The 23,414-nt window shown below is 59.4% G+C and carries 21 protein-coding genes; 8 read left to right on the top strand and 13 right to left on the bottom strand.

Annotation, left to right across the window (positions count from 1 at the left end; translation table 11 throughout):
• Positions 1-50 precede the first annotated feature (50 nt).
• Together J1G37_RS26075 and J1G37_RS26080 are read right to left on the bottom strand one after the other, a co-directional pair.
• The gene (locus tag J1G37_RS26075) at positions 51-1,793 is read right to left on the bottom strand and encodes a phosphoethanolamine transferase CptA (RefSeq protein WP_207046374.1); all 1,743 of its coding nucleotides are present in this window, start codon (positions 1,791-1,793) and stop codon (positions 51-53) included.
• 140 nt (positions 1,794-1,933) lie between these two features.
• Positions 1,934-2,110 (bottom strand): DUF6026 family protein, encoded by a 177-nt coding sequence (locus tag J1G37_RS26080; RefSeq protein WP_277990831.1) that lies wholly within the window; start codon positions 2,108-2,110, stop codon positions 1,934-1,936.
• Between the two features lie 269 nt (positions 2,111-2,379).
• Between J1G37_RS26080 and gnd the strand changes: the two genes are divergently transcribed.
• From gnd to J1G37_RS26095, 3 genes are read left to right on the top strand one after another with little or no spacing between them, the layout of a single operon-like run.
• A complete protein-coding gene (gene gnd / locus J1G37_RS26085) occupies positions 2,380-3,363 on the top strand; it encodes a phosphogluconate dehydrogenase (NAD(+)-dependent, decarboxylating) (protein ID WP_207046378.1) in 984 nt (327 codons plus the stop codon).
• Positions 3,360-4,883, top strand: coding sequence for a glucose-6-phosphate dehydrogenase (gene zwf, locus J1G37_RS26090; RefSeq protein ID WP_207046379.1), 1,524 nt, complete (start codon positions 3,360-3,362; stop codon positions 4,881-4,883). The genes gnd and zwf overlap by 4 nt, the downstream gene beginning before the upstream one ends.
• On the top strand, positions 4,880-5,704 hold the full coding sequence (locus J1G37_RS26095) for an HAD family hydrolase (RefSeq protein ID WP_207046380.1): 825 nt from the start codon (positions 4,880-4,882) through the stop codon (positions 5,702-5,704). Before zwf ends, J1G37_RS26095 begins: the two co-directional genes overlap by 4 nt.
• Positions 5,705-5,779: 75 nt before the next feature.
• Here the strand turns inward: J1G37_RS26095 and J1G37_RS26100 are convergent, their stop codons facing one another.
• Positions 5,780-6,040 (bottom strand): hypothetical protein, encoded by a 261-nt coding sequence (locus J1G37_RS26100; RefSeq protein WP_033897462.1) that lies wholly within the window; start codon positions 6,038-6,040, stop codon positions 5,780-5,782.
• A gap of 345 nt (positions 6,041-6,385) precedes the next feature.
• Between J1G37_RS26100 and J1G37_RS26105 the strand changes: the two genes are divergently transcribed.
• Entirely contained in the window at positions 6,386-7,711 is a 1,326-nt protein-coding gene (locus tag J1G37_RS26105) for a sigma-54 dependent transcriptional regulator (RefSeq protein ID WP_207046381.1), read from the top strand.
• Positions 7,712-7,775: 64 nt separating this feature from the next.
• Here the strand turns inward: J1G37_RS26105 and J1G37_RS26110 are convergent, their stop codons facing one another.
• The 7 genes from J1G37_RS26110 to J1G37_RS26140 all read right to left on the bottom strand — a co-directional run bounded on the left by J1G37_RS26110 (position 7,776) and on the right by J1G37_RS26140 (position 13,804).
• A complete protein-coding gene (locus tag J1G37_RS26110; RefSeq protein ID WP_207046382.1) occupies positions 7,776-9,083 on the bottom strand; it encodes an autotransporter outer membrane beta-barrel domain-containing protein in 1,308 nt (435 codons plus the stop codon).
• 49 nt (positions 9,084-9,132) lie between these two features.
• Positions 9,133-9,879, bottom strand: a complete 747-nt coding sequence (locus tag J1G37_RS26115; protein WP_207046383.1) for a hypothetical protein — start codon at positions 9,877-9,879, stop codon at positions 9,133-9,135.
• 38 nt (positions 9,880-9,917) lie between these two features.
• Complete coding sequence (locus J1G37_RS26120) at positions 9,918-10,598, bottom strand: C39 family peptidase (protein ID WP_207046384.1); 681 nt, start codon at positions 10,596-10,598, stop codon at positions 9,918-9,920.
• 63 nt (positions 10,599-10,661) lie between these two features.
• On the bottom strand, positions 10,662-11,402 hold the full coding sequence (locus J1G37_RS26125; RefSeq protein ID WP_207046385.1) for a hypothetical protein: 741 nt from the start codon (positions 11,400-11,402) through the stop codon (positions 10,662-10,664).
• 67 nt (positions 11,403-11,469) lie between these two features.
• The gene (locus J1G37_RS26130; RefSeq protein ID WP_207046386.1) at positions 11,470-12,021 is read right to left on the bottom strand and encodes an adhesin; all 552 of its coding nucleotides are present in this window, start codon (positions 12,019-12,021) and stop codon (positions 11,470-11,472) included.
• Positions 12,018-12,479, bottom strand: a complete 462-nt coding sequence (locus tag J1G37_RS26135; RefSeq protein ID WP_207046388.1) for a hypothetical protein — start codon at positions 12,477-12,479, stop codon at positions 12,018-12,020. Before J1G37_RS26135 ends, J1G37_RS26130 begins: the two co-directional genes overlap by 4 nt.
• A gap of 329 nt (positions 12,480-12,808) precedes the next feature.
• Complete coding sequence (locus tag J1G37_RS26140) at positions 12,809-13,804, bottom strand: FecR family protein (RefSeq protein ID WP_207046390.1); 996 nt, start codon at positions 13,802-13,804, stop codon at positions 12,809-12,811.
• Positions 13,805-13,946: 142 nt separating this feature from the next.
• On the opposite strand from J1G37_RS26140, the gene J1G37_RS26145 reads away from it, so the two are divergent.
• A complete protein-coding gene (locus J1G37_RS26145) occupies positions 13,947-14,216 on the top strand; it encodes a PepSY domain-containing protein (protein ID WP_207046392.1) in 270 nt (89 codons plus the stop codon).
• Between the two features lie 20 nt (positions 14,217-14,236).
• Here J1G37_RS26145 and J1G37_RS26150 read toward each other — a convergent pair whose 3' ends face one another.
• Entirely contained in the window at positions 14,237-19,441 is a 5,205-nt protein-coding gene (locus J1G37_RS26150) for a DUF6543 domain-containing protein (RefSeq protein ID WP_207046394.1), read from the bottom strand.
• A 203-nt stretch (positions 19,442-19,644) separates the two neighbouring features.
• Here J1G37_RS26150 and J1G37_RS26155 point away from each other — a divergent pair, with 203 nt between their 5' ends.
• Positions 19,645-20,682 (top strand): Ldh family oxidoreductase, encoded by a 1,038-nt coding sequence (locus J1G37_RS26155; protein WP_207046396.1) that lies wholly within the window; start codon positions 19,645-19,647, stop codon positions 20,680-20,682.
• Between the two features lie 51 nt (positions 20,683-20,733).
• Here J1G37_RS26155 and J1G37_RS26160 read toward each other — a convergent pair whose 3' ends face one another.
• The gene (locus J1G37_RS26160) at positions 20,734-21,054 is read right to left on the bottom strand and encodes a DUF883 family protein (protein WP_017738628.1); all 321 of its coding nucleotides are present in this window, start codon (positions 21,052-21,054) and stop codon (positions 20,734-20,736) included.
• Between the two features lie 163 nt (positions 21,055-21,217).
• Here J1G37_RS26160 and J1G37_RS26165 point away from each other — a divergent pair, with 163 nt between their 5' ends.
• Positions 21,218-21,472, top strand: coding sequence for a hypothetical protein (locus J1G37_RS26165; protein ID WP_003190904.1), 255 nt, complete (start codon positions 21,218-21,220; stop codon positions 21,470-21,472).
• Here the strand turns inward: J1G37_RS26165 and J1G37_RS26170 are convergent.
• Complete coding sequence (locus J1G37_RS26170) at positions 21,465-22,358, bottom strand: LysR family transcriptional regulator (RefSeq protein ID WP_207046398.1); 894 nt, start codon at positions 22,356-22,358, stop codon at positions 21,465-21,467. The genes J1G37_RS26165 and J1G37_RS26170 overlap by 8 nt on opposite strands.
• Before the next feature lie 82 nt (positions 22,359-22,440).
• Between J1G37_RS26170 and J1G37_RS26175 the strand changes: the two genes are divergently transcribed.
• The gene (locus J1G37_RS26175) at positions 22,441-23,367 is read left to right on the top strand and encodes a carbon-nitrogen hydrolase family protein (protein WP_207046400.1); all 927 of its coding nucleotides are present in this window, start codon (positions 22,441-22,443) and stop codon (positions 23,365-23,367) included.
• Positions 23,368-23,414: the final 47 nt, after the last annotated feature.

The following is a 23,414-nucleotide window of genomic DNA, read 5'->3' on the forward strand; positions in this document are numbered from 1 at the left end:
CTTTAGGGTTAGATGAGAATGATTGTTATCTTTTTGTTACAAGCCTTCGATTACTTGACCACCACATCAGTGGGTTCGGCCTTCTTCGGCTTGATCAAACTGAAATCAATCAATGGCTTCTGCTGGCGCAGGTACGGGTTGCCGATCATCTGCGGGCGCGCCTTGAAGCTGTCGCTGACCAGGCTTTTGCTGCGGTCCAGTTCGTCGAAGCTCAGCCCGGCCAGGTCGGCCCAGGTATGGATCAGCTGCGAGCTGCTGTAAGGGCGCTGCAAGTCGCCGGCAAAGCTCCAGTCGTGGCTCTCGCGCCATTTCGGCGAGGCGTAGGCCATGAAGGGAATGGTGTACATCGGTGCCGTCGGTTTGCCTTCGTTGCGCCCCAGGGTGGTGTGGCCGGCAGAGTCGAATACGTCTTCGCCGTGGTCCGACAAGTACAACAGGAAGCCGTTGGGGTCGGTCTTGGCGTAATCCTTGATCAGGCTCGACACCACGAAATCGTTGTACAGCACCGCATTGTCGTAGCTGTTGTAGGTCGGCAATTGATCGTCGCTCACGCCGGCCGGTACGCCTTGGCGGTCGGTGAACTTGTCGAAGGTCGGCGGGTAACGGTACTGGTAGCTCATGTGGGTGCCGAGCAAATGCACCACGATGAACTTGCGCTCGGCCGGGTCGGCCAAGGCCTTGGCGAAGGGCGGCAGTACGTCGCCGTCGTACTGGCGGGCATTCTGGTTGCGGTTGTTGTTGAGGTAGACCTGCTCGTCGGCTTGTTCAGAGAACGTGGTGAGCATGGTGTTGCGCTTGGTCATGGTCTGCTGGTTGGTGATCCAGTAGGTCTTGTAACCGGCTTGTTTCATTACGCTGACAATGGACGGGGTCTTGAGATAAAGATCCGGGTTCTCTTCATCAGCAAAAGTGAGGACCTGTTGCAGCGCTTCAATGGTGTAGGGGCGCGGGGTGATGACGTTGTCGAACACCGCCAGCTGGTCGCGCAGCTTGTCCAGTTCCGGCGTGGTGTTGCGCGGGTAACCGTAGAGGCTCATGCGCTGGCGGTTGGTGGACTCGCCGATCACCAGGACCAGGGTCGAGGGTTGGCCGGCCATGGTGTCTTTGAGGTTACGCAGCGGTGGGATCTGGCTGGCACTGTCGAGCATGCCTTGCATGTTGTCCAATTGCTGGGTGTAGCGATGGTAGGCGACGATCATTTGCCATGGCACGGCCGGCTCGATACGTGCTTCAAAGCGGTCGATGGCATCTTCCATCGTGTCGCTGCGGGCGATCTGCTTGACCAGCGGATAGCCGACAATCGCGATCACAATCGCCGTGGCCGCCACCAGCGCCTGGCCACGTGGCAGGTAGACCGGGCGTACACGGGACCAGAGGAAAACAGCCAGGGCGGTGTGGGCAATGAACGCCAGCACGATCCACCAGGCGAAGTATTGGGTGGCATATTCGCCAGCTTCAGAGATGTTCGATTCGAACATGATGAAGATGACGCTTTGGGAAAATTCCTGCTGGTAGATGAAGAAATAACCCAGGCTGGCCATGGAACAGGCCCACAGCACCACGCCGATCAAGGCGGCGAGCGAACGGGTGTAGCGTGGGAATACCAACAGGGGCGCCAGCCACAGTGCACTCATGAAGAATGCCTGGCGAAAGCCCGCGAAACCGGAAGTGCCGGTCGCCAGGATAAGCAGTTGGGTAATACCCGAGAAGTACCAGAAAAACAGGAAAAGCCAGCCAAGGCCGGCCCAATCAAAGCCTTTCGCAGACTTAGTGCTGCGTTTGAACATCGCCATCCAGCGCTCCAACCCGGTGATTTTTCAATTGTGTGCAGGAATGCACGCAACAGAGGCCACCCTTGCATGGGGTGGCCCTTGGGGGCTGGAGTATCGGGAAGGGGGTGTGAAAACTTCGTGAGTTTTTTGTAAGGATTGCCTTACAGGGCGCTTAACGCCGGGGTCGAGGCCTGATCGAGCTGGGCTTGCAGGTGCGAACGCAGGCGCAGGACCTCCTGCTGCAATTGATCGCGCTCATGCTTCAGCTGGCGCAACTCTTCGCGAGGGACAGTGACGTAGAGGGTCTGTGGAGGGCGGGTCATCTGTGCTGTGCTCATTGCTTGCCTCGCAAATAGCCGGTAGATCGCGGTGCCAGAACGCTTGATTCGAGGTTCTCGGCATCAGTCGGGAGCAAGTCTGAATTCTTTTTTGCAGCAAGGGAACTTTTTTATTTTTGATGGTCGTGTGACTTTCGCTGCCGTGATGGTGAAACGATGGCTACTTTTTTGTCATGAAACTGAATGGATCTGCACTGTTCTCATCCTCATTAGCCTCATTGCGCTATAAACTATGTCACACATTTTTTAGTAGTTAGGAGCATCAGCACATGCAACTGGGGATTATCGGACTAGGCCGCATGGGCGGGAATATTGCACGGCGCCTGATGCTCAATGGGCATACCACCGTAGTTTTCGACCGTAACGAAGCATTTGTCAAAACCTTGAGCGAAGAGGGCGCCACCGGCGTCGCCGATCTCAAGGCCCTGGTCGCCGGGCTGCAAAAGCCCCGCGCCGTCTGGGTGATGCTGCCAGCAGGCGCACCCACCGAAGACACCATCAATGCACTGAGCGAGCTGCTGGAAGACGGTGATGTGATCATCGACGGCGGCAACACCAATTATAAGGATGACGTGCGTCGCGGTAAGGCGCTGGCGGAAAAAGGCCTGCACTATGTCGACGTCGGCACCTCCGGCGGCGTCTGGGGCCTGGAGCGTGGCTATTGCATGATGATCGGCGGCGACACCGCAACCGTGCAGCGCCTCGACCCGATCTTCAAGACCCTGGCGCCAGGCCTGGGCAATATCCCGCGCACCAAGGACCGCAAAGACAGCGCTGACCCGCGCGCCGAACAGGGCTACATCCACGCCGGCCCCGCGGGTTCAGGGCACTTCGTCAAGATGATCCACAACGGCATCGAATACGGGATGATGCAGGCGTTTGCCGAAGGTTTTGACATCCTCAAGACCAAGAACTCGGACAACCTGCCTGAAGACCAGCGCTTCGACCTTAACGTCGCCGACATCGCCGAAGTCTGGCGCCGTGGCAGCGTGGTGTCGTCCTGGCTGCTGGACCTGACCGCCGACGCCCTGGCCACCGACCCGAAACTCGACGGTTACTCCGGCTCCGTGGCCGACAGTGGCGAAGGCCGCTGGACCATCGAAGCCGCCATGGAACAAGCCGTGCCGGTACCCGTGCTGTCCACCTCGTTGTTCGCCCGCTTCCGCTCGCGCCAGCAGAGCACCTACGGTGACAAAATGCTGTCCGCCATGCGCTTCGGCTTTGGTGGCCACGTGGAGACTTCGAAAAAATGACCGCTAACGGCAAGAAGTCCAAGGCCGCACCCGCTCCAGCCACCACCCTGTTTCTGTTTGGCGCCCATGGCGACCTGGTCAAGCGCCTGCTGATGCCGGCGCTGTACAACCTCAGTCGCGATGGGTTGCTGGGCGATGGCCTGCGTATTGTCGGCGTTGATCACAACGCCATCAGTGACGCGGACTTTGCCAAGAAGCTCGAAGACTTCATCCGCACCGAGGCCGCGAGCAAGGTCAAGGGCAGTGCCGACAACGCCCTGGACCCACAACTGTGGGCCCAGTTGGCCAAAGGCATCAGCTACGTCGAGGGCGACTTCCTCGACGACAGCACCTATGCGGACATCGGCCAGAAGATCGCTGACAGCGGTACTGGCAACGCGGTGTTCTACCTGGCCACTGCACCGCGCTTCTTCAGTGAAGTGGTGCAGCGCCTGGGCAGTGCCGGCTTGCTGGCGGAAACCGAGGAAGGTTTCCGCCGTGTGGTGATCGAGAAACCCTTCGGCTCCGACCTGGCCACCGCCGAGGCGTTGAACGCCAGCCTGCTCAAGGTGATGAGCGAGAAGCAGATCTATCGCATCGACCATTACCTGGGCAAGGAAACCGTGCAGAACATCCTGATCAGCCGTTTTTCCAACGTGCTGTTCGAAGCGTTCTGGAACAATCACTACATTGACCACGTGCAAATCACCGCCGCCGAAACCGTCGGCGTCGAGACGCGGGGCAATTTCTTCGAAAAAACGGGCACCTTGCGCGACATGGTGCCCAACCACCTGTTCCAGTTGCTGGCGATGGTGGCCATGGAACCGCCTGCCGCCTTCGGTGCCGACGCCGTGCGTGGGGAAAAGGCGAAGGTGATTGGGGCAGTGCGTCCCTGGTCCCTGGAGGATGCGCGGGCCAACTCGGTACGTGGGCAATACACTGCCGGTGAAATCGGCGGCAAGCAGCTGCCCGGTTACCGCGAAGAGGCCAACGTCGCGCCGGACAGCAGCACCGAAACCTTCGTTGCCCTCAAGGTGATGATCGATAACTGGCGCTGGGTCGGTGTGCCGTTCTACTTGCGCACGGGCAAGCGCATGAGCGTGCGCGACACCGAAATCGTCATCTGCTTCAAGCCGGCGCCCTATGCGCAGTTTCGTGACACCGAAGTGGATGAGCTCAAGCCCACCTATTTGAAAATCCAGATCCAGCCAAACGAAGGCATGTGGTTCGACCTGTTGGCCAAAAGGCCTGGGCCGACCCTGGACATGGCCAATATCCAACTGGGTTTCGCCTACAAGGACTTCTTCGAAATGCAGCCATCGACCGGGTACGAAACCCTGATTTACGACTGCATGACCGGCGACCAGACATTGTTCCAGCGGGCCGACAACATCGAAAACGGCTGGCGCGCAGTGCAGCCGTTCCTCGATGCGTGGAAGCAGGATGACGGGATCGAGGCCTACAAGGCCGGCGAAGATGGCCCGGCAGCGGCAGACGCCTTGTTGGCCCGTGATGGCCGTGCCTGGCACACGCTCGGATGAGTGACGCGGCGATTCATCCCATCCGCTTTATCCTCAGTGACGTCGACGGCACCTTGCTGCACCCGGATCACCGGCTCAGCCAGCGCACGCTGGATACAGTGCGCGCCCTGCGCGCGGCCGGGGTGTTTTTCAGCCTGGCCAGCGGGCGACCGCCCAAGGCCATGCTGCATCTGGTCGAGGCCTTTGGCATCGATATCCCGGTGGCGGGCTTCAATGGCGGCACGCTGATCAATCCCGACGGCAGCGTGCTGGTGGCCCACCATCTGCCTGCTGAAGCGGCATTGGTCACCCTGGCACTGTTTTCGGCCGAGCCGGATGTGGAGGTCTGGGTGTTTGCCGACGGCGACTGGTTGCGCCGCGACCCTCCCGGGCCGATGGTGCAGCGCGAAGCTGACGGCCTGGGCTACGGGCCGGTGGTCGTGGAGAGCTTCGAGCCGTACCTGGACCGCATCGACAAAATCGTCGCCGCCAGCCTCAACACGCAACGGCTGATTGAGCTGGAAGCGTTGTTGCAGCCCAAGGTGCAAGGCTTGGCCCAGGTGTCGCGTTCGCAACCGGTTTACCTGGATGTGACGGCGATGCTGGCCAACAAGGGCGAGGCGTTGAAGACGCTGGCCCGGCACCTTGGCGTGCCGCTGGAGCAAACGGCGGTGATTGGCGATGGTGGCAATGACCCGGCGATGTTTGCGGTGGCGGGGCTGTCGATTGCCATGGGGCAGGCTGAAGAGGCGGTCAAGCGTCACGCCAGTGTTGTGACTGGAAGTAATAGCGAGGATGGGGCGGCAGAAGCAATCGAGCGGTTTATTCTAACTGCGCGATAACCGTCCCGGGCTTTAACACTCAACTTGCGCGCACTGTTTTGTCATCAGGCACTGCGCGCAAGTTGCTGTGTTGAATTACTTCGGCATTGCCCAGGACTGCAACTGGTAGCCACTTTTATCGAGCTCGGCACGGGCCTGCAACAGCAAGTCTTCGAGTTGCGCCGGGTCGGTGTAGGCGCTCGAAGACAATTGCTTGCTGCCGATACGGTTGTTGGTGCGGTCGATGACGCTCAGGCTCAGGGCGCCATTGCCGTCATGCCAGGCCACGCACTGAAAGGGCTGGAAGGCACGGTCTGCGATCAAAAGAGCTTCGTTGATGCGGAGCGGGGCGTTCATGTGGGTCTTCTCTCTAAATGCCCAATCAAGTGAAGTGCCGTCGGTTGGGCGAGCCAGGCGGCGAGTTACTTGTACTGATGCACGATGGCGGGGTACGGGTCACATGTTAGAGCAAGAAAATTCAAACTTTCGTGATGAGCGTCATGTAACCGGCTGTTTTGAAAGCTGAATGAAAGTTTCCAGGCGCGGCAACTTTTTAATCCCTGGCACAGCGAAGTGGCTTTTTGCCAACACTTATAGCGAAACGGTACAAGACACGCGTCAATACCTTGCTACTGTAACGATCAGGCATCACAAACCGTTGTTTCTAAATAAATTTAACAATTTTGACGCCAAGGAATAGTCATGGTTGTTACACCTGTGCAGCGCCGCTTGCTGGTAGTTGACCCCTGTGATGACTGTCACGGGCTGCTGCCGGGTCTACGTACGGCCGGCTGGGAGGTCGACAGCTGTGCCCTGGAAACGGTCGGCGACCGCTCCTGCGATGTCGGCCTGCTGCGGCTGCAGCCCTATCACCTGGAGCGCCCCGAGGCGGTCAAGGAGCTGATAGGCCGCAGTGGCACCGAATGGATCGCCGTACTCAGCCACGACGTCTTGCGCCTGCAAAACGTCGGCGACTTTGTCTACGAATGGTTCTTCGACTTCCACACCTTGCCGTTCGACGTGTCCCGGGTGCAGGTTACGCTGGGCCGAGCGTTTGGCATGGCACGCCTGCGCGGCCAGGCCAATACGCCGGTGGACGGGCCCGAGCATGAATTGCTGGGAGACAGCCGCCCCATCCGCGAACTGCGCAAGTTGCTGTCCAAGCTGGCCCCCACTGAATCCCCCGTGCTGATCCGTGGCGACAGCGGCACCGGCAAAGAGTTGGTGGCCAAGACCCTGCACCGTCAATCCCAACGCCATGCCAAGCCGTTTGTCGCGATCAACTGCGGCGCGATCCCGGAACACCTGATCCAGTCGGAGTTGTTCGGCCACGAGAAGGGCGCGTTCACCGGCGCTCATCAGCGCAAGGTCGGGCGGATCGAAGCGGCCCATGGTGGCACGCTGTTTCTCGATGAAATCGGCGACCTGCCCATGGAACTGCAAGCCAACCTGCTGCGTTTTCTCCAGGAGAAGCAGATCGAGCGCGTCGGCGGCAGCCAGCCCATTCCCGTGGATGTGCGGGTATTGGCGGCGACCCACGTCGACCTCGAAGCCGCGGTTGAGAAGGGCACCTTTCGCGAAGACCTGTATTACCGGCTCAATGTCCTGCAAGTAATCACCGCGCCCCTGCGCGAGCGCCACGGCGACGTCGCCATGCTGGCCAACCACTTTTCCCGCTTCTACAGCCAGGAAACCGGGCGCCGCCCACGCAGCTTCAGCGAAAGCGCTCTCGTCGCGATGGGCAAACACCCGTGGCCGGGCAATGTCCGTGAGCTGGCAAACCGCGTGCGCCGTGGCCTGGTACTGGCCGAAGGGCGGCAGATCGAAGCCGTTGATCTGGGATTGCAAAGCGAACAGGCAATTGTTGCGCCGATGGCTACACTGGAGGATTACAAGCACCGCGCCGAACGCCAGGCGCTGTGCGATGTGCTCAACCGGCACAGCGACAACCTGAGTGTCGCCGCCCGTGTGCTGGGGGTTTCCCGGCCGACGTTCTACCGGTTGCTGCACAAACACCAGATCCGCTAGGGCGGGTAAACCGAAAAGCCCCGCAACGACCCTTATCGTTGCGGGGCTTTTCCTTGTGTGGCAATCAGAAGTAGTAAGGGAATTTCAGGCTGAAAGTGAAGTCTGGCGCATCGTCGGTCATGCCGATGGCCAGGTTGGGCACGATGGTCAGGTTTGGCGTGGCCGCAATGGTCATACCCACGTTGAAATACCCGGCGTTGGCGTCACTGGACACCACCGATTGCCAGTCGCCGCCGTCAGGCTTGAGCTTGCTCTTGCGCTGGATCAGGTCGGAGACCGAAAACGACATACTCATCTTCTCGTTCAGCGCGAAGGCTACGCCGACGCCGAGTTGGAAGCTGTCGCCAAGGGCGACTTTGCCGCCAACCTTCTGGTTGACGTCACTGCTGATGTCGTCAAACGAGCCTTCAAAGTTGTGGGTGTAAGACAGCGAGCCAAACAACACGGCGGGATCGAAGGTCTTCACCAGCGAGATGCCTGGGGTGATCGACCATACGCCGTTACCCGTCGGCAAGTTCTCGGGCACATAAAGGTTGGTATTGGCCGCCGACTGCACCAGCTTGATCCCGAACGGCTCTTTGCCCGTCGGCGCCTTGACCCGCACCGACACCACCGCATCCGGCAGGGACGGGGTTTCGTCGAGGAACTTGTAGGACACCCCGAAGTTGACATCACCAATGGTCGGATCGCGCGACACCGACTCTTCGGAGGTCGAGGTGCCGCTGCCGCCATTGGCGCCGCCGGATTGATAGGTCGACTCGCGGTACACCACCGGCACGTTGACGTCGAACTGCCAACGGTTGTCGACGTTGTAGCGTCCGGTCAGGTCCAGGGTCCAGTTGTCGGACTTGATGCGGTCCAGGTTGATATTGCCGAGGAAGATCGAGTCCAGTGCCAGAAAACCGTTGAGGGTCAATTGGCGAGCGTCATATCGCGCGTAGGTGATCCCGGTTTCAAAGCTGAAGTTGCCATTGCCGAAAAAGCCGCTGGCTTCGTTGTAGAGGTTGCTCACGCTTTGCGCAGGAGCCGAATCGTCCTTGAGGGCCTGGCCATAGGAGCTGCCGCCACCGCCCGCGCCACCGGATGCAGCGGCAGCGCCAGTGCCGGCAACGGTGGCGCCGCTGGCTTTCTGGAAGTCAGCCGGCGACTTGGCCAAGCGTTTCGGGGCCGGGGTCGCGGGCTGATCCTCAACCTGACGTACTCGCTGCTCAAGTACTGCCAGGGCTTTTTGCTGCACTTCGTACCGCTGCTTGAGTTCCAGAAGTTCCTGTTTGAGGGTCTCGATATCGGCGTCTGGCGCGGCATACAACATGGATGCGGGCAAGAGCGTACTTAAACAGACCACCGCACGTAGCGATAACGATCGATGCATGAAATAAGCCGTCCTTTTCTAATGCGAAAGTGTCGAGGGTCAGCGTAGTTCAATAACCGAGAGCGCGTAGGCCTTTGAGTTGGTCCAGGTTGCAGTTCAGCGCTGGGTTGTTCAATCCGTTATTGCCCATCACCACGTTGAGTTGGGTCATGTTGTTGACGAAGTTGGCGTTGCCGGTCAGGGCTATAGCCTGGCCCAGGTTGCCGCCACCGATCTGTTGGAGGCTGTTGCCTTGGTTGTTCTTGGCTTGAATCGCCATTTGCAGGCCGCCGTTTTTCGCTGAAACGGCGATATCACCCGCCGCACTCGTCCCCCTGACCACACCGCCCGCTAGCAGTACTTCACCGGATTGCACGACATTGGCGGGCGCGAAGCCATTTTCAGTCACGCTGATACCGACATTGTTGTAGGCCGTGTTGCCATCGCCGGCGGCGCGTACGCTTTGTGTCACGCCCTGGCCGCTGCCCAAGCCGGCGCCCCCGGTTACCGTGCCGGTGCCTTGCCCTTGGCCAGTGCCCGTACCGGAAGAGCCGTAGGTATGCACATAAAACTGCGGGGTGACAGTGGAGGAGTCGATCTGCATGTTTGCCGTGCCGGTGATGACGTCTCCAGCGGCATTTTTGAAGGTGCTGCTCATGACAATGCCAAAGCTGATGATTCGCCCCGGCATCACGTAACGGCCGCGTAGCTCGGCCATTTCCGAATCCTTGAGTTCAATCGGTTTGAACGCCGATGAAGCATAAGCGGGCATTGAGGCTGCCAGGCACATGACCGTCAGCCAACGGTAAGTGTTCATCTTTTGCTCCTGGAGCGTCCTGCCCCTTATTGCGCTTCTTAGAAGAAGTCGCTTTGGATGAAACCGAAGTCCATCAGCTCGGCATCGCCTATGGGCCTGAACTCATTCAACTGGTTCTTGGCGGTCAAAGGCAGGGGCGGGTCGAGCAGGGCATTGGCCTTGTCGTACCCTTCGCCCAACACGGCGAAGACGATGCCATTCCAGCCTTTGACGAAGTCATCGTGTGAGTAGCGTTTATGGCCCAGCACCGGGTCGCCGATATAGACCCAGTCCTTGTCCGAACGCTGCAGTACCACGAAGTGCTTGTAGCCACGAATCTCCAGCAGCACTACTACAGGGATCTTCAAGGTCGCCAGGGTGTCTGGCCCGATCTTGTAGCCCCGCGCGCGCATGTTGATGCTTTCGAGGTAGCGCTTCATGTCCAGCATGGAAAAACCCTGGGTGCGTACCAGGTCCTGGTCGGCGTTGACCAGCATGCCTTTGATCACGTGTTCTTCATCTACGTCGAGCCAATAGCCCTGGCGCAGGATGGTGGCGAGTGCCGCAGCACCGCAGCTGAAATCGGTTTTCTGTTCCACCAGGTTGGCGAAGCGGCGTTCACGGATACTCTCGACCTTCTTGTAGATGACTGCACCGCCAGGCATGGCGGAAATCGCCATGGTGCCTGCCCAGGTTGGGCCGGTGAGCAACATCAAGAGGGTGAGGGTCGCGAGGCGCATGATCGAATGACCTGTTGGACACTGGAATGAAAAAGGGCCTTGTTGCCAAGGCCCCTTGTTGCATCAGAAGCGAACGCCGCTTTGGCAAACGCTGCAACCTTGGCCTACAGACAGGCTGTTGCTGCCTTGGTTACCCGAACCGGATTGCAGGTTCACACCTACGTTGCCGGAGTTGCGGTTAACCGAGTTGTCGAGGCTGGAGTTGTTCGACACATACTGAGGCTTGCCGTGATGGCCATACCCGCTGGCTGCGGTGTTGAGGTAGCTGTTGGCGAGCGAGTTTTGCTCGGTGTTGGCGGCCGCTGCGATGTTTTTGCCATCGGCAGTAGTGATTGCCAGGTTGTTTTTACCCTGGTTGCCTTGACCGGCCTGACCGTTGTAGCCCAGGTTGCCGGAGTTGCCGACGAGGGAGTTATCAAGGGACGCGTTGTTTTGCGTGCCTTTGTTGACGAAGTTGTTCAGTGCGCTGTTTTGATTCACATCGACAACAGCAAACACGGTTGCAAAGTCGCCTTTGGCGCTGGAGATGGCGGCAGAGTTGTCTGCCTGGTTGCCACTGCCGGCTTGAACGTTAATCCCGGTGTTGCCGTTGTTGCTATTTCCCGAGTTATCGGCAGAGGCATTGTTTTCGGTGTTGGTGTCATCGAACTTGTTGCCGCCACTGTTTTGCACATCGGTCACCACCGAGGCAACCACACCAGTTGGTTGAGGCGCAGGGTGCCAGCCACCACCTGCTTGGGCAGCAGCAGCCATGAGTGCGGCGAGAGCGAAAACCATTGGTTTCAGAGCCATTTGAGGTTTCATGGTGTTTCTCCTTGCTTCTAATTAGTTGGTTAAGTGTTGGTACGGTCTAACTAGTGCTACCAAGCCTTTACTTGATAGTGATGCCCAGGGTGTTAGCCACTCGGTTCCCCACCCCTGCACTCTGGTTCACCTGAATCACTCCTCGGCTGCCTGTGAAGGCCTGGTCGCTTGTCACGACTTGGCGGCTGCCAGTGGTGGGGGTGAGCCCTGAGTCGGTTGCCAGCGTCGTCGTGTTCTGTTGCAACAGGACGCTGTCGTCGATGCTTTGCGGGCCAGCGTTGACGCTGATCCTCACGGCATTGACTAATTGGTTATTGGCCCCGGCGGACTGGTTGATACCCAACATGCCGTTGCCATTGGTAAAAGAGTTGCCCTCGATCGCTGCCTTGGCGTTCAGGGAGGGGTCGACCTTGCCATCCATGTTCTGGATGTTGCGGGTGGTGGCCTGGCCACCGAGTGCAACCGCGCGATTGTTGGCGGTTTGCTGCTGGTTGCCCGCCGACTGGTTGATCATCACGTTGCCGTTGTAGGCTTTGCCGCTGTTGTTCATCACGGCAGTGTTGTCGGCCATCGCTGAGGTGCTGGTGAGCAGGGCGAGGATGAGCAGGGAGCGTGTCATTGTTTGCCCCCCATCATGCCGCCAAGGTTGTTCAGGGGCGCCAGACCACGTTGGATCGAGCCGCTGATCTGCCCGCCCATGCCGCCACTGCTGGCGCCACTGCGGCTGGCGGCTGCGCCAGCGCCCAGGGTGGACATGCTGTTTTGTGTGGCACTCAAGCCGGAGAGATTGCCGTTGGGCTGGAGGGCGCGGGTGATGCTCAAGCCGCTGCTGACGCTGCCGAAGTCGCGGTCGCTCAGTTCGCCGGAAAGGGCGTCATGGATTTCCCGGCTCGGATTGACGTTGGCGGTTTGGGGATAAGGATCAGGACCGAACGATGCGCGACCTGCCATGTGCGCTTGCACATTGCGACCGGTCACGATAATGCCGTCGCCTGCCAGGGTCGGAGCACTGATGCCAACGCTGAGTACACAGCTGATCAGCAGTACGTTCATCGAACCTTGAGTGAGTGTGATCACGGCGGCATTCCTTATTCTTCGCGCTGACCCTAAACAGCGCTGTAAGGGATAGAGCAGAAGCCGTGCCGCTTTTTAATAGTTGTTGTTATTCAATGAGTTGTCATTTATGCGCGAAAAATTCGCGGCTGCGTTGTTTCAAGGCTGAGACAGTCACGGTTCAGCCGGGCATACCCGGCCACACCTGAAGCGCTTCACCTGGCTGTATCAGCCGCGTAACACAGCCAATGACAAAACGATGAATCCGCCCAGCGTGGGCGGCGTAGAGGAGGGAGGTGTTTCAAAAACGGACACGGCAGGCGCAAAAAACGCCCAAGCCTGTCAGTAGAACTTCAGCCTTTCGGCGTTTTACGCGGAATCGAATTGAGCACAGGATTGCCATCCTGGTTTTGCGTCAGGTACACCGGCAAAACCTTGGGCAGCGAGGGGACGAGGTTGTTGACCTCATTGATGTTGTAAATGCCGCCAATGCGGATCGTGCCGGTATTGGCATCAGCCAGCATCACCGCTTTTTTCAGGTAGCGGTTGATCAGCGGTAGCGCGTCAGCCAGGGCCAGGTTGTCGAGCACCAGCTTGCCCTGGCGCCAGGCCAGGGCCGTGTCATTGGGGTTGAACGCGTTGACCCGCGGGGTCGCATCCCCCATGCGGTAACTGGCCTGCATGCCCGGCGTGAGCGGCACGCTGCCGTGAATCTGGTCGCTGGCAATCTGTACCGAGCCTTCAAGCAGCATCACGCGGACTTGGTCTTCATACTTCCAGACGTTGAACTGCGTGCCCGTCACCCGTACCTGGCCGTCGCCGGCATGCACGATGAACGGATGGGCGCTGTCATGGCTGACCTTGAAAAACGCCTCGCCTTTTTTCAGGGTGACGCGTCGTTGGTCCTTGTAGTTGCTGTAGACCAGTTCGGTGCCCAGGTTCAGTTCCACCTGGCTGCCATCACCCAGCGTGATCTGGCGCAGGCCTGTGGGCGCATCGAAGCGCTCATAGGCGTTCGGCAACCAGCCCGCTTCCCAGCCGGTAAATGCAGCCAGCGGCAGCGCCGCCAGGCAGATGGCTGCCGCCACTGCATAGTTGCGCAGGCGATGGCGGGGTTTGAAGGGCACCACCACCGATGCGGGTTCGTCGCGCGGCAGGTGGTCGGCGACGTCCCAGATTTCCAGCATGGCCGCGTATTCAAAGGCGTGCAGTGGGTGGGCGTCGTGCCACTGTTCAAAAGCCTGGCGCTCGGCGGGCATGCAGTCGTGCGCATGCAAGCGCATGCACCAATGCGCGGCGGCGTCGGTGATCGCGTCATACTCGGCTTCTGAAAGAGACTTTTCTGTCATTTAAACGTCCTGATTTCCCACATTCTAACCTCCCGAGACGGGCGCCGAGAACTGCCATCATGGTGATTGCACGCCAATTGGAACTTATTCTCGTTTGAATGCGCCTAAGCTGTTCAGGACATTCCCACAATGGAGTACGAAAATGCTGAAGAAAACCTTAGTCGCCCTATGTGCAACTTCTGCGCTGCTGGGCGCCGGTGCGGCGTTGGCCGATAAGCCGGGCGCGGGCTGGATCACCATTGAAAAGGCGATTGACGTCGCCAAGACCAAGGCCGGTTATGTCGAGGTGTACGCTGCCGAGGCAGACGACAACGGCTATTGGGAAGTCAAGGGGCGCAAGGCCGATGGCGTCGTGTACGAAGCGCGTATCGACGGCGCCTCCGGCAATGTCCTGCGTGACCAAAAAGACTGATTGACCCCACTCGGGCAGGTTCAGTCCAGCTGCCTGCCCAAGTGGCTGATCAGGTACGTTACCGAATCCGCATTCGCCAGGATGATGTCCATCCGGCGATCCGAGTCGGTTACGAATATCTGCCGGGCCTCCTCCAGTGTTTTCGCGCCTGTGAGATTCAGCACCTTGTCATAGGTCTTGGTCGACCCGGTTTGGCCCAGGTCCTTCCAGACTTGTTCATACCTATTCCAGGCCTTGAACAGCTGGGTTGCCGGCGTCAGCACTGACAGCGCGGTGCTTTGCACGTGTTCAAGGGTTGTGTATTTTTTCAGGCCCTCTGAGGTGCCACGTTTGATCAGGTCCAGAAATGGATGTGCAGCGTCCATGTAGGCGATGTCTTCGGTATGGGATTCCAGATGGCTTATCTCATGAATCAGAGTGGCCGCGCGTACGTGATCATCGACGTCGAACGGTCCGTCAAGGTGTCCGGTGTAAAAGTCCATCAAGCCGGGGTCGAAGAACAGGCTCAGCAAATAGATTCTCTTCTCTGCCTCGTCAGGGATTACAAAGGCCAAGGTTTCTTCGGCGTTTCTGCTGGCTTTACCACAAACGAACCGTTGTGAATCCAATCTGATCAGGTCACCGGCAAGCAGCCCGTTCTCGATCTCCCTGACACGGTCGAGTATTTTGCTCACTTGGGTAGGGCTGAACGTGACCATCCCGAACATCTCAGTAAGCACACGCCCGACTCTCGAATTGGTGTCGCGCTCCTGTGCAAAAGCGTTGAGGTTGCGCCGACAGGTAACGGTGTAATACAGCGCGACGTTGAGCGCCCTGACGATGCACAGCACTTTGTCCAGGTCCAATGCGCGAATGGCCCGCATTCCCTGCGCTTCGATGTTGATGCTCGCACGGATGGTGCGTTGAGTGATCACGTGCCCACGCAAGCGCGACACCGCTGGCCCGAAGCTCGGCTCGTGCAGGCTCAGGTCCAGCACCCATTGACCCTGTGCGTTGCGTTCGACATAGGGGCCCAACTCATTGGAAAGGCTCACGCGCCAGTGTTCACCGATTCTTGCCACTGGGTAGACCCTGCCTGCCACTGGCACATACGTGCGGTTATTGACCGGTTGGGTATACACATGGGTGCGTGGGTTCAGCTGCAGGTCGGTGAGCGCCACCGCCACATCCTCGAACCGTTGCAGCCCCGTGCGCAGGGGGTCTGTTATATCCAGGCTGTCAATCGTGCTGCCCGGCGCCGGGCCTTGCGCAGGGGCAGGGGCAGGGGCAGGGGCTTGAGGTACGGTGGCGGTTGGCAGTAAGGCATCGAGCTGTTTTCGCAGCGACGCCATGGTTGCCAAACCCCGCGCAAATGTGTGCAGGCCTTCGCTAAAGTGCTGTGCTTGTAGAGCTTCGGCGGAGGCATCGAACAGTTTGAAACTGCGCCATACCGTCAGAGGAAACTTGAGCTTGCCGGCAATGAATTGCAGTGCCGTGGGAATACCCTCGCGTAGCAGACTGGTGATGCCGTCCCACTGGCTCCTGCCTTCCTTCTCGAACTGGCAGGCGAGCATCTTTAACAACTGCGCAGTATTGTCGTGGAACAGCTGTCGCAGGATATTGCCCCTGATGGGCTTCGAGGTCAGGCTGACTTTCTCTTCTTTCTTTTCCTTCTCTTCTTTCTCCTCTTCCTCCTTCTCATCGGCTATTTGATCGGGGGCTGGGTTGAAAAGATTGCGGAACGTCGCCTGCTCGGGGTCCCCCAACTGGCGGATGACCCACGCTTGCAACGGGCCAGGGGCATTGATGTCGTCCAGTAGCTTTTCTTCGCTGCCGTATTCCTTGAGCACATTGATAGGGGCATAAGGCGCATAGAGCACCAGTGGGCCCGTCGCCTTCGCCCTGGGGCCTATCACATACATGCCAACGACCTTCACGGGGGTCGCCCCGGCGGTAGCCACTAGTTCCAACGGGCGGATCATCGCCGTGGCCCCGGTGACAGCATCCCGCGCCACGGCATCCGGCATATCGAAGATCTGCTGGATAAAGCCCCATGCCGCAGCGCTTAAGCGTTCGTCAAGGTGCTCTTCATGGGCATGGCGCAGCAGTTGCCAGGGCAATTGCTGGCAAAACAGGTGACGGCGTTGGCGGGCAGCGTCGGTGTCGGCGCTCAGGTGGGTGTCAAGCAGGTCACGGTAGGTTTTACCGATATCCAGTTGGCGCACCAGTTGTACCACTGCACTCCCATCCAGTGAGGCCGGTAGGGGCGTGGAGCCACGTGCCTTGGGGGTGAGGTTATCGGGCACCAGGTAGGGTAGATGGCGCATGGCGAAGTCGGTCAAGCTTTGGGTGTGCCCATTGAGCACGATGCGTGCGGGAATCAGGATGTCTTCAGGGTCCAGGTGGGCATCCGGGTAACGCGCCTTGAGCAATGTGGTCAAGTTGCTTGCAACGTGCTCGCGCAGGTCTGGCAGGCCGTGCAAGTAGTCTTGGTTATCCGGGGCGCTAAGACGATGCTGCTCAAGCAGTTCGGCATGCAGCAACTGTTCTGCCGTGGAAGCCATGCCCAGCCACACCGGCAGTGCGTGTTGCTGGACGATGGCCTGTGCAATGGCTTTTGCCTTGTCGATGTTCGACGGCGCCAGCCGCAGCATCTGTTCATCCAGACAGCGCTGCAGTTGTGTCGGGCTTAACGACAGGGACGTCCAGTGGTCAATGGCAGCCTGGTCGAGCGCGAGGTTGCTCTGTTGGCGGTTTTGCAGAAAATGCCCGTCGATACGTTGCAGCGGCCCCAACTCGTAGGTTTGATGGGGGGCGCGAAGGCCGATGGATAAGTTCTGCAGTAACGCCACACGCTGTTGGGAGTGCTCCAGCCGCTGTTCGAGTGAGCCGCGCAAGTCTGTCAGCGAGGCAAACGGCTCGTAGCCCCGCTGCGGGGTCCATAACACCACTTCGCCCGAGAGCTCGGGGTCGAGGCCACCGCGTTCGGTCAGCACAAAACAGTTGGCCAAAGGGTGCAGCGCTTTCTCATTGTTGAGGGCCAGCGTCAGTGAGAAGGCATCTGGCAAAAAGCCTCGCAGGCCGTGGCGCTTGTCGCGGGTCATGCTGTCGTCGCGTAGCACGGTGTCAATGATCGCGAAATGGTTCGGGCTCAAGGTGTGGTTGAGCAGGCGCAGTTCGGCTTCGCTGCGCAATCCATGCATCAAGGCCTTGAGCATGAATGGGCCATGGTTCTGCACAAACTGGTCGGGCAACGAGCGAGCACCGTGTTGCAACAATTCGCGACGGACCTTGTCGATGATGGCATTGAAGATGGGGTCGTCCAGGTTCAGCCATCTCACTGAAACGTCTTTTTGCGGGGCGTTGTAATAGCGGGTCAGCGGTGAAGGGCTTGGGTTCTTGTCCGTATCGGTCAGATGCTTGAACAGGTAGTCGAGCATGCTCAGCGACGTCTTGGGTGGGCGATTTTCAATGTCCCGCGCGGGGCTGTCGTAGGTATTGATATAGACGTCGTCGGATTTCTGGTAAAGGTATTGCGCCTGCATTTCCTTGTTTAACGCCAGGCGTGCCGCGCGACGCAAGGTGGGGTGCCCGGCGCGCTGTGCGATCAACGTGTCTTCATAGGGTTGCAGCGCGGCCAGCTGCAATTTGGCACGTTCGGCTTGCACGGTTGACGGCCGCCCGTTGCCGCTGGTGATCGGGTGCAGGCTCCAGCGGCCAGCGGCGTCGAGCGCCAGCAAGCGGCTGTCGAGCATGTGGCGCACGTCCAGGGAGCAGTCGAGCAGGGCGGTCAAGTCAACCCCACCGTCACTGCGACGATAGAGTGCAAGCGCGTGCTCCAGGTTGCTCAATTGCTTGTCGTAAATATCCTCGACCAGGGCCTCGAACACACCGCCTTCTACCGGGCTGCCGCTGACCTGTACGTCACGCATGGCAAGGTAGAGGCCGCGTTCGTCGAGGGACAGGAAGTTCAACAGCTCGTCCTCATAGCCGGCAGCCTTGAGCATGGTCAGTAACGTGTCTTTCAGGTCTTCCACGTCCTTGAGCACTTGCAGGCCGCGTGATTGGGTATAGAGGTAGGCGTGTTTATCGCTGATCAGCAACGTCGCGGCGAGTTGCACGTAGTGTTGATAGGGGGCATGGATTCTGACTTTTTCGATTTGCAAAGCGCTGTGCCAGCCGTTGCGTGTCGTCTGGTCGGGCAAAAAGACTGCAAGTAAATTGCGCGCTTCCTCTGACGAGAGAATTTCGGATTCGCTCTGGCGTTTGAACAGCAGGTCTGCGCGAAACTTATCGCTCATCACGCGGGCAAACAGCCCCACGCGTGAGCTGGTTTCGGCAGTGGGTACGTACCACCAGCTTTGAATGAAAAGGTTCAGCAGCTTGGACAGCACCCCTGCGGCGCGCTCCACAAAGCTCTCCCACTGTGCTACATCGAGATTTTTTGCCTTTTTGTTGACCAGGGTTTTGTTTTTTTTGGGAACGCTGAATGTGCGCGTACGTTGCGCTGGCCATGCCTGTTTCACGTAGAACTGCAACAAAGTCTCACTGAGCGTCGCTGACTCTACCCAGCGTGCCATGCCGTTGCCATTGTGATTCTTGGAGGTCACGAAGCTGTTGACCCGAACGTCTTCGAGTGCGATGCCATTTAGATCCGGGTCAAAACCCAGCGTATCAATGATTTCCTCAAGCAGTTCGGGTAATTTTGGCGTGGTACGCAACTCTTCCAGCATGCGCTGCACGTTGTGCGCCTGGTTGGTTTCGATGGTGGTTCTTTGATCGTCGAATACGTCACCGGCCACAGTGGCGGCAGTCAGGGTAAAGGAGGTGTCATGGCTGAATTCATGACGCTGTTTTATTGATAAAAATCTAGTTAATTCAATATGTTGTAACGGTTCTTTCAAGCGTTCTGTGATCTGTGCAAGGCAGTCGCCGCGGTTGAGAAAGACCTCTATCCCCCCGTAGGGGGTATACAGCACAGCCTTCTTTGCGTCAGGGGCCGGGCTCATCATGAAGCTGCCTGCCAAGGGGATATTGGGCTCGCCTGACCGATTCACGACCAGCGTCTCGACGATCATCGATGGGCTGCTCTTGCGACGGTCTTGATCGCTCACGGTAAAGACCGTGTTCAGCCATTTGATGTCGTCGAGGGTCAACCCCAGCGCGCGCTCTCGTTCGGTCGGTTGTTTCCTGGTAATCGGACGCTTGTATTCATCAAAGAAATACGGTGGGTTCAAGCTCGCCATGGACTGCTCTCTGGTTGGGCCGGGGTGGCTCTATGTTGAGCGGCAGGTTAGGCAGCGCGCAGGCTTTTACGGGGGTAGATAAGTGACGCAATCGGCGCCTGCCTGTAAACGTCGATTGACAGTGGGCGGCGGGCGCGTTGTTTAATCACGGCTCTGGGTTTTTCGTCTTGTCGCGCCTTCCAATCATAAAATCGGAGCTTCAGATGTCTACGCCGTCCAAGATTGTTGAAGATGCCTGTGTCGCCATCGCATTCACTGAGTTGCTGGCATTGCTGCAACAAGTGTTTGTGCGGCACGGCACGTCCCCCGAAGTGGCCGGGATACTTGCCCACAATTGCGCCAGCGCCGAGCGCGATGGCGCCCACAGCCACGGCATTTTCCGCATGCCCGGTTATATCAGTACCCTGGCCAGCGGCTGGGTGAATGGCCGCGCAGTGCCGCAGGTGACGGATGTGGCCTCAGGGTTTGTGCGGGTGGATGCAGGCAACGGTTTTGCCCAGCCTGCGCTGGAAGCGGCGCGCCCCTTGTTGGTGGAAAAGGCCCGTAGTGCCGGAATCGCGTTGCTGGCGATCCACAATTCCCACCATTTCGCCGCTTTATGGCCGGATGTCGAACCTTTCGCTGAACAGGGGCTGGTGGCCTTGAGCGTGGTCAACAGCATGACCTGCGTAGTGCCCCATGGCGCCGACCGTCCGCTGTTTGGCACCAACCCGATTGCCTTCGCTGCACCGCGTGCCGATGGTTTGCCGATCGTGTTCGACCTGGCCACCAGCGCGATTGCCCATGGCGATGTGCAGATTGCCGCGCGCAAAGGCGAGCGATTGCCGCCGGGCATGGGGGTCGATGGCCTGGGCCAGCCGACCCAAGACCCTAAAGCCATTCTTGAGGGGGGGGCATTGCTGCCATTTGGTGGGCACAAGGGCTCGGCGCTGTCGATGATGGTCGAGTTGCTCGCGGCGGCGTTGACGGGGGGTAACTTTTCATTCGAGTTCAATTGGGCAGACCATCCCGGTGCACGCACGCCCTGGACCGGTCAATTGTTGATTGTCATAGACCCCAGCAAAACCAGCGGCCAGGTGTTCGCCGAGCGCAGCCAGGAACTGGTGCGGCAGATGCATGCGGCGGGGTTGCGGCGGTTGCCGGGGGATCGGCGACATCGCACACGGGCGAAGTCTGAGCAGGAAGGGATTGTGGTGAATGCACAAGCGTTGGCGCAGTTGCGCGAGTGGGCGCAGCCCTGAACTGTAGGAGCGAGCTTGCTCGCTCCTACACGCCTGGGGCCGAGGGTTGAATCAGTTGCGACGGCCCAGCAGCAGGCCGACCACCAGGCCAAAGCCTGCGGAAATTGCCACGGTCTGCCAAGGGTGGCCACCGATATAGGTTTCGGTGGCATCCACCACTGGCTTGCTGCGCTCGCGCACGCTGGACACCGAGTCCAGGGCTTGCTTGAGCTTGATGGCGACCTGTTCGCGCAGGGTTTCACCTTCTTCGCCCACCAGGGCAGCACTGCTTTTGAGCAGTTTGTCCGATTCTTCGATCAACGCCGTCAGCTCACTGAAGGCTTGATCCTTGATTTGTTCCTCGACAGCTTGGGCGGCAGTTTTGCGGGCCATTGGGCGACTCCTTGCAAGTGAATGTGACAGTGAACAATGGAGTGTCGGGTGTCGGCAAAAGTTGCAGTTTTTTTGCCGGTCGGCGGTTTTGGGCAAAATCCGAATCAGGAAAATTCGACCTACAGTGTAAGATGTCACCTATTTGTGCAGCAGGTAATTCAACATGAGCTTCAATCTCGCCAACAAGACCCTCGCCGAGCGCGCCGAGCTGGAAGATGAAAAGTCCCGCCTCTACGACCTGTGGCAAACCAACCTGGGCAAGGCCAAGGGTGAAGCGGCGCGGTTGTTCGGCGAGCGCGCCAAGCGCAAGGGCAAGTGGGCCGAGTGGGTACGCGCAGAACTCGACGGCATGTCGCCGCCGGAGTTCTCCAACATGGTGCGCAGCGAGGTCAACAAGTTGATGGCGGCGGCTAAATAAAGCTCGCCACAATCGCCTCACGCACCTTCAGCAACAACGGGTCCAACTGCGCCTGGGTGCGCCAGCCCAGCTCCACCGGGTAGCGCGGCAGCTCCAGCGGGCAGGGCAATACCCGCAGGCCGCTCATCTCGGCGATGGCCTGGGCCGCATGCCCGGGAATGGTCGCCACGGCCTGGCTGCCCTTGAGCAGAAACGGCAACGCGGCGAAGTGACTGGTGGAGGCGCACACGTGGCGGCTCAACCCTTGCGCTGCCAAGCCTTCATCGGTAATCCCGATAAACCCGCCGGACGACACCAGCACATGTTCGCGCGTGACGAACTCGTGCAGGTCGATACTGGTCTGGTCCGAATCCAGCAGGCAACGGTAATCGCCTTCTCCCAGCACCTGGCGGCTCAACCGGCCCTGGGCAAAACCGCCCGCCGTGATCGCCAGGTCCAGGCTGCGGTCGAGCAGGGCGGCGGCGACGATCTGGCTGTGGGTCTGGCGGAAGATCACCCGCAGCTTTGGCGCCCGCTGTGCGATGGCCGCCATCAGCCGGCGACCGTAGGCAATCTCGAAATCATCGGACAGGCCCAGCACCACCGAACGGCCCTGATACTGCTGGTTATCCGGGTTGACCATGGCCAGGCTGTGCCGGCAGCGATCCAGCGCTTCACTGATCACCGGCCGCAACTGGTTGGCCCGCACGGTAGGCGCCAAGCCTCGTCCGGTGCGCACAAACAACTGATCGCCATACACCTCGCGCAAACGCCGCAGCCCTGCGCTGATGGCCGATTGGGTCACCCCCAGGCGCAACGCGGCGCGGCTGGCGCTGGATTCATCGTGCAGGGCTTCAAAGGTTTTCAGCAGGTTGAGGTCGATCTTGTCGATATTCATTTGGCTCATATCATTCAGCACTGAAGTGGGCTTTATTCATGATCGCGGCGAGCGGGAGAATGGGCAACCCCCACTATTCGGAGTGATCGAGATGCCTGTTTCCACCGTAGCAGCCCTGCAAATCGGTGCCTTGCCCGGCGGCAAGGCTGAAACCCTGGCGCAAATCCTCGGCTATGAAGACGAGATAATGCGCAGCGGCGCGCAATTGGTGGTGATGCCCGAGGCGTTGCTGGGCGGCTATCCCAAAGGCGAAGGGTTTGGCACGCAACTGGGTTATCGCCTGCCGGAAGGTCGTGAAGCGTTTGCGCGGTATTTCGCCAATGCCATCGATGTGCCTGGCGCCGAGACAGATGCATTGGCCGGCCTGTCTGCGCGCACCGGTGCCAGCCTGGTGATCGGCGTGATCGAGCGCAGTGGCAGCACCCTGTATTGCACCGTGTTGTATTTCGAGCCCACGGGCGGCCTGGTAGCCAAGCATCGCAAGTTGATGCCCACCGGTACCGAACGGCTGATCTGGGGCAAGGGCGACGGCTCGACCTTGCCGGTGATTGACACAGCGGTGGGGCGTATCGGCGGCGCGGTGTGCTGGGAAAACATGATGCCGCTGTTGCGCACGGCGATGTACGCCAAGGGCGTCGAGGTGTGGTGTGCGCCCACGGTGGACGAGCGTGAGATGTGGCAGGTGAGCATGCGTCACGTGGCCCATGAAGGGCGCTGTTTTGTGGTGAGCGCGTGCCAGGTGCAGGCGTCGCCGGCGGCGCTGGGCGTGGAGATTGCCAATTGGCCGGCGCAGCGCCCGTTGATTGCGGGTGGCAGTGTGATTGTCGGGCCGATGGGCGACATCCTGGCGGGGCCGTTGGTGGGCGAGGCGGGGTTGTTGGCGGCGCAGATCGACACCGACGAGTTGGTGCGGGCGCGGTATGACTATGACGTGGTGGGGCACTATGCCCGGCCGGATGTGTTTGAGTTGGTGGTGGATGAGCGCGCCAAACCGGGCGTGCGCTATATCACTGACTGAAACAGGGATTAAACATGTGGGAGCTGGCTTGCCTGCGATAGCGGTAC

It is taken from the genome of Pseudomonas sp. Marseille-Q1929 (genome assembly GCF_017316265.1).
Lineage (GTDB): Bacteria > Pseudomonadota > Gammaproteobacteria > Pseudomonadales > Pseudomonadaceae > Aquipseudomonas.

Bases quoted from the DNA above. Each gene is read 5' to 3' on its own strand.
- J1G37_RS26075 (WP_207046374.1), bottom strand. From the start codon at position 1,793: ATGGCGATGTTCAAACGCAGCACTAAGTCTGCGAAAGGCTTTGATTGG.
- J1G37_RS26080 (WP_277990831.1), bottom strand. From the start codon at position 2,110: ATGAGCACAGCACAGATGACCCGCCCTCCACAGACCCTCTACGTCACT.
- gnd (WP_207046378.1), top strand. From the start codon at position 2,380: ATGCAACTGGGGATTATCGGACTAGGCCGCATGGGCGGGAATATTGCA.
- zwf (WP_207046379.1), top strand. From the start codon at position 3,360: ATGACCGCTAACGGCAAGAAGTCCAAGGCCGCACCCGCTCCAGCCACC.
- J1G37_RS26095 (WP_207046380.1), top strand. From the start codon at position 4,880: ATGAGTGACGCGGCGATTCATCCCATCCGCTTTATCCTCAGTGACGTC.
- J1G37_RS26100 (WP_033897462.1), bottom strand. From the start codon at position 6,040: ATGAACGCCCCGCTCCGCATCAACGAAGCTCTTTTGATCGCAGACCGT.
- J1G37_RS26105 (WP_207046381.1), top strand. From the start codon at position 6,386: ATGGTTGTTACACCTGTGCAGCGCCGCTTGCTGGTAGTTGACCCCTGT.
- J1G37_RS26110 (WP_207046382.1), bottom strand. From the start codon at position 9,083: ATGCATCGATCGTTATCGCTACGTGCGGTGGTCTGTTTAAGTACGCTC.
- J1G37_RS26115 (WP_207046383.1), bottom strand. From the start codon at position 9,879: ATGAACACTTACCGTTGGCTGACGGTCATGTGCCTGGCAGCCTCAATG.
- J1G37_RS26120 (WP_207046384.1), bottom strand. From the start codon at position 10,598: ATGCGCCTCGCGACCCTCACCCTCTTGATGTTGCTCACCGGCCCAACC.
- J1G37_RS26125 (WP_207046385.1), bottom strand. From the start codon at position 11,402: ATGAAACCTCAAATGGCTCTGAAACCAATGGTTTTCGCTCTCGCCGCA.
- J1G37_RS26130 (WP_207046386.1), bottom strand. From the start codon at position 12,021: ATGACACGCTCCCTGCTCATCCTCGCCCTGCTCACCAGCACCTCAGCG.
- J1G37_RS26140 (WP_207046390.1), bottom strand. From the start codon at position 13,804: ATGACAGAAAAGTCTCTTTCAGAAGCCGAGTATGACGCGATCACCGAC.
- J1G37_RS26145 (WP_207046392.1), top strand. From the start codon at position 13,947: ATGCTGAAGAAAACCTTAGTCGCCCTATGTGCAACTTCTGCGCTGCTG.
- J1G37_RS26150 (WP_207046394.1), bottom strand. From the start codon at position 19,441: ATGGCGAGCTTGAACCCACCGTATTTCTTTGATGAATACAAGCGTCCG.
- J1G37_RS26155 (WP_207046396.1), top strand. From the start codon at position 19,645: ATGTCTACGCCGTCCAAGATTGTTGAAGATGCCTGTGTCGCCATCGCA.
- J1G37_RS26160 (WP_017738628.1), bottom strand. From the start codon at position 21,054: ATGGCCCGCAAAACTGCCGCCCAAGCTGTCGAGGAACAAATCAAGGAT.
- J1G37_RS26165 (WP_003190904.1), top strand. From the start codon at position 21,218: ATGAGCTTCAATCTCGCCAACAAGACCCTCGCCGAGCGCGCCGAGCTG.
- J1G37_RS26170 (WP_207046398.1), bottom strand. From the start codon at position 22,358: ATGAGCCAAATGAATATCGACAAGATCGACCTCAACCTGCTGAAAACC.
- J1G37_RS26175 (WP_207046400.1), top strand. From the start codon at position 22,441: ATGCCTGTTTCCACCGTAGCAGCCCTGCAAATCGGTGCCTTGCCCGGC.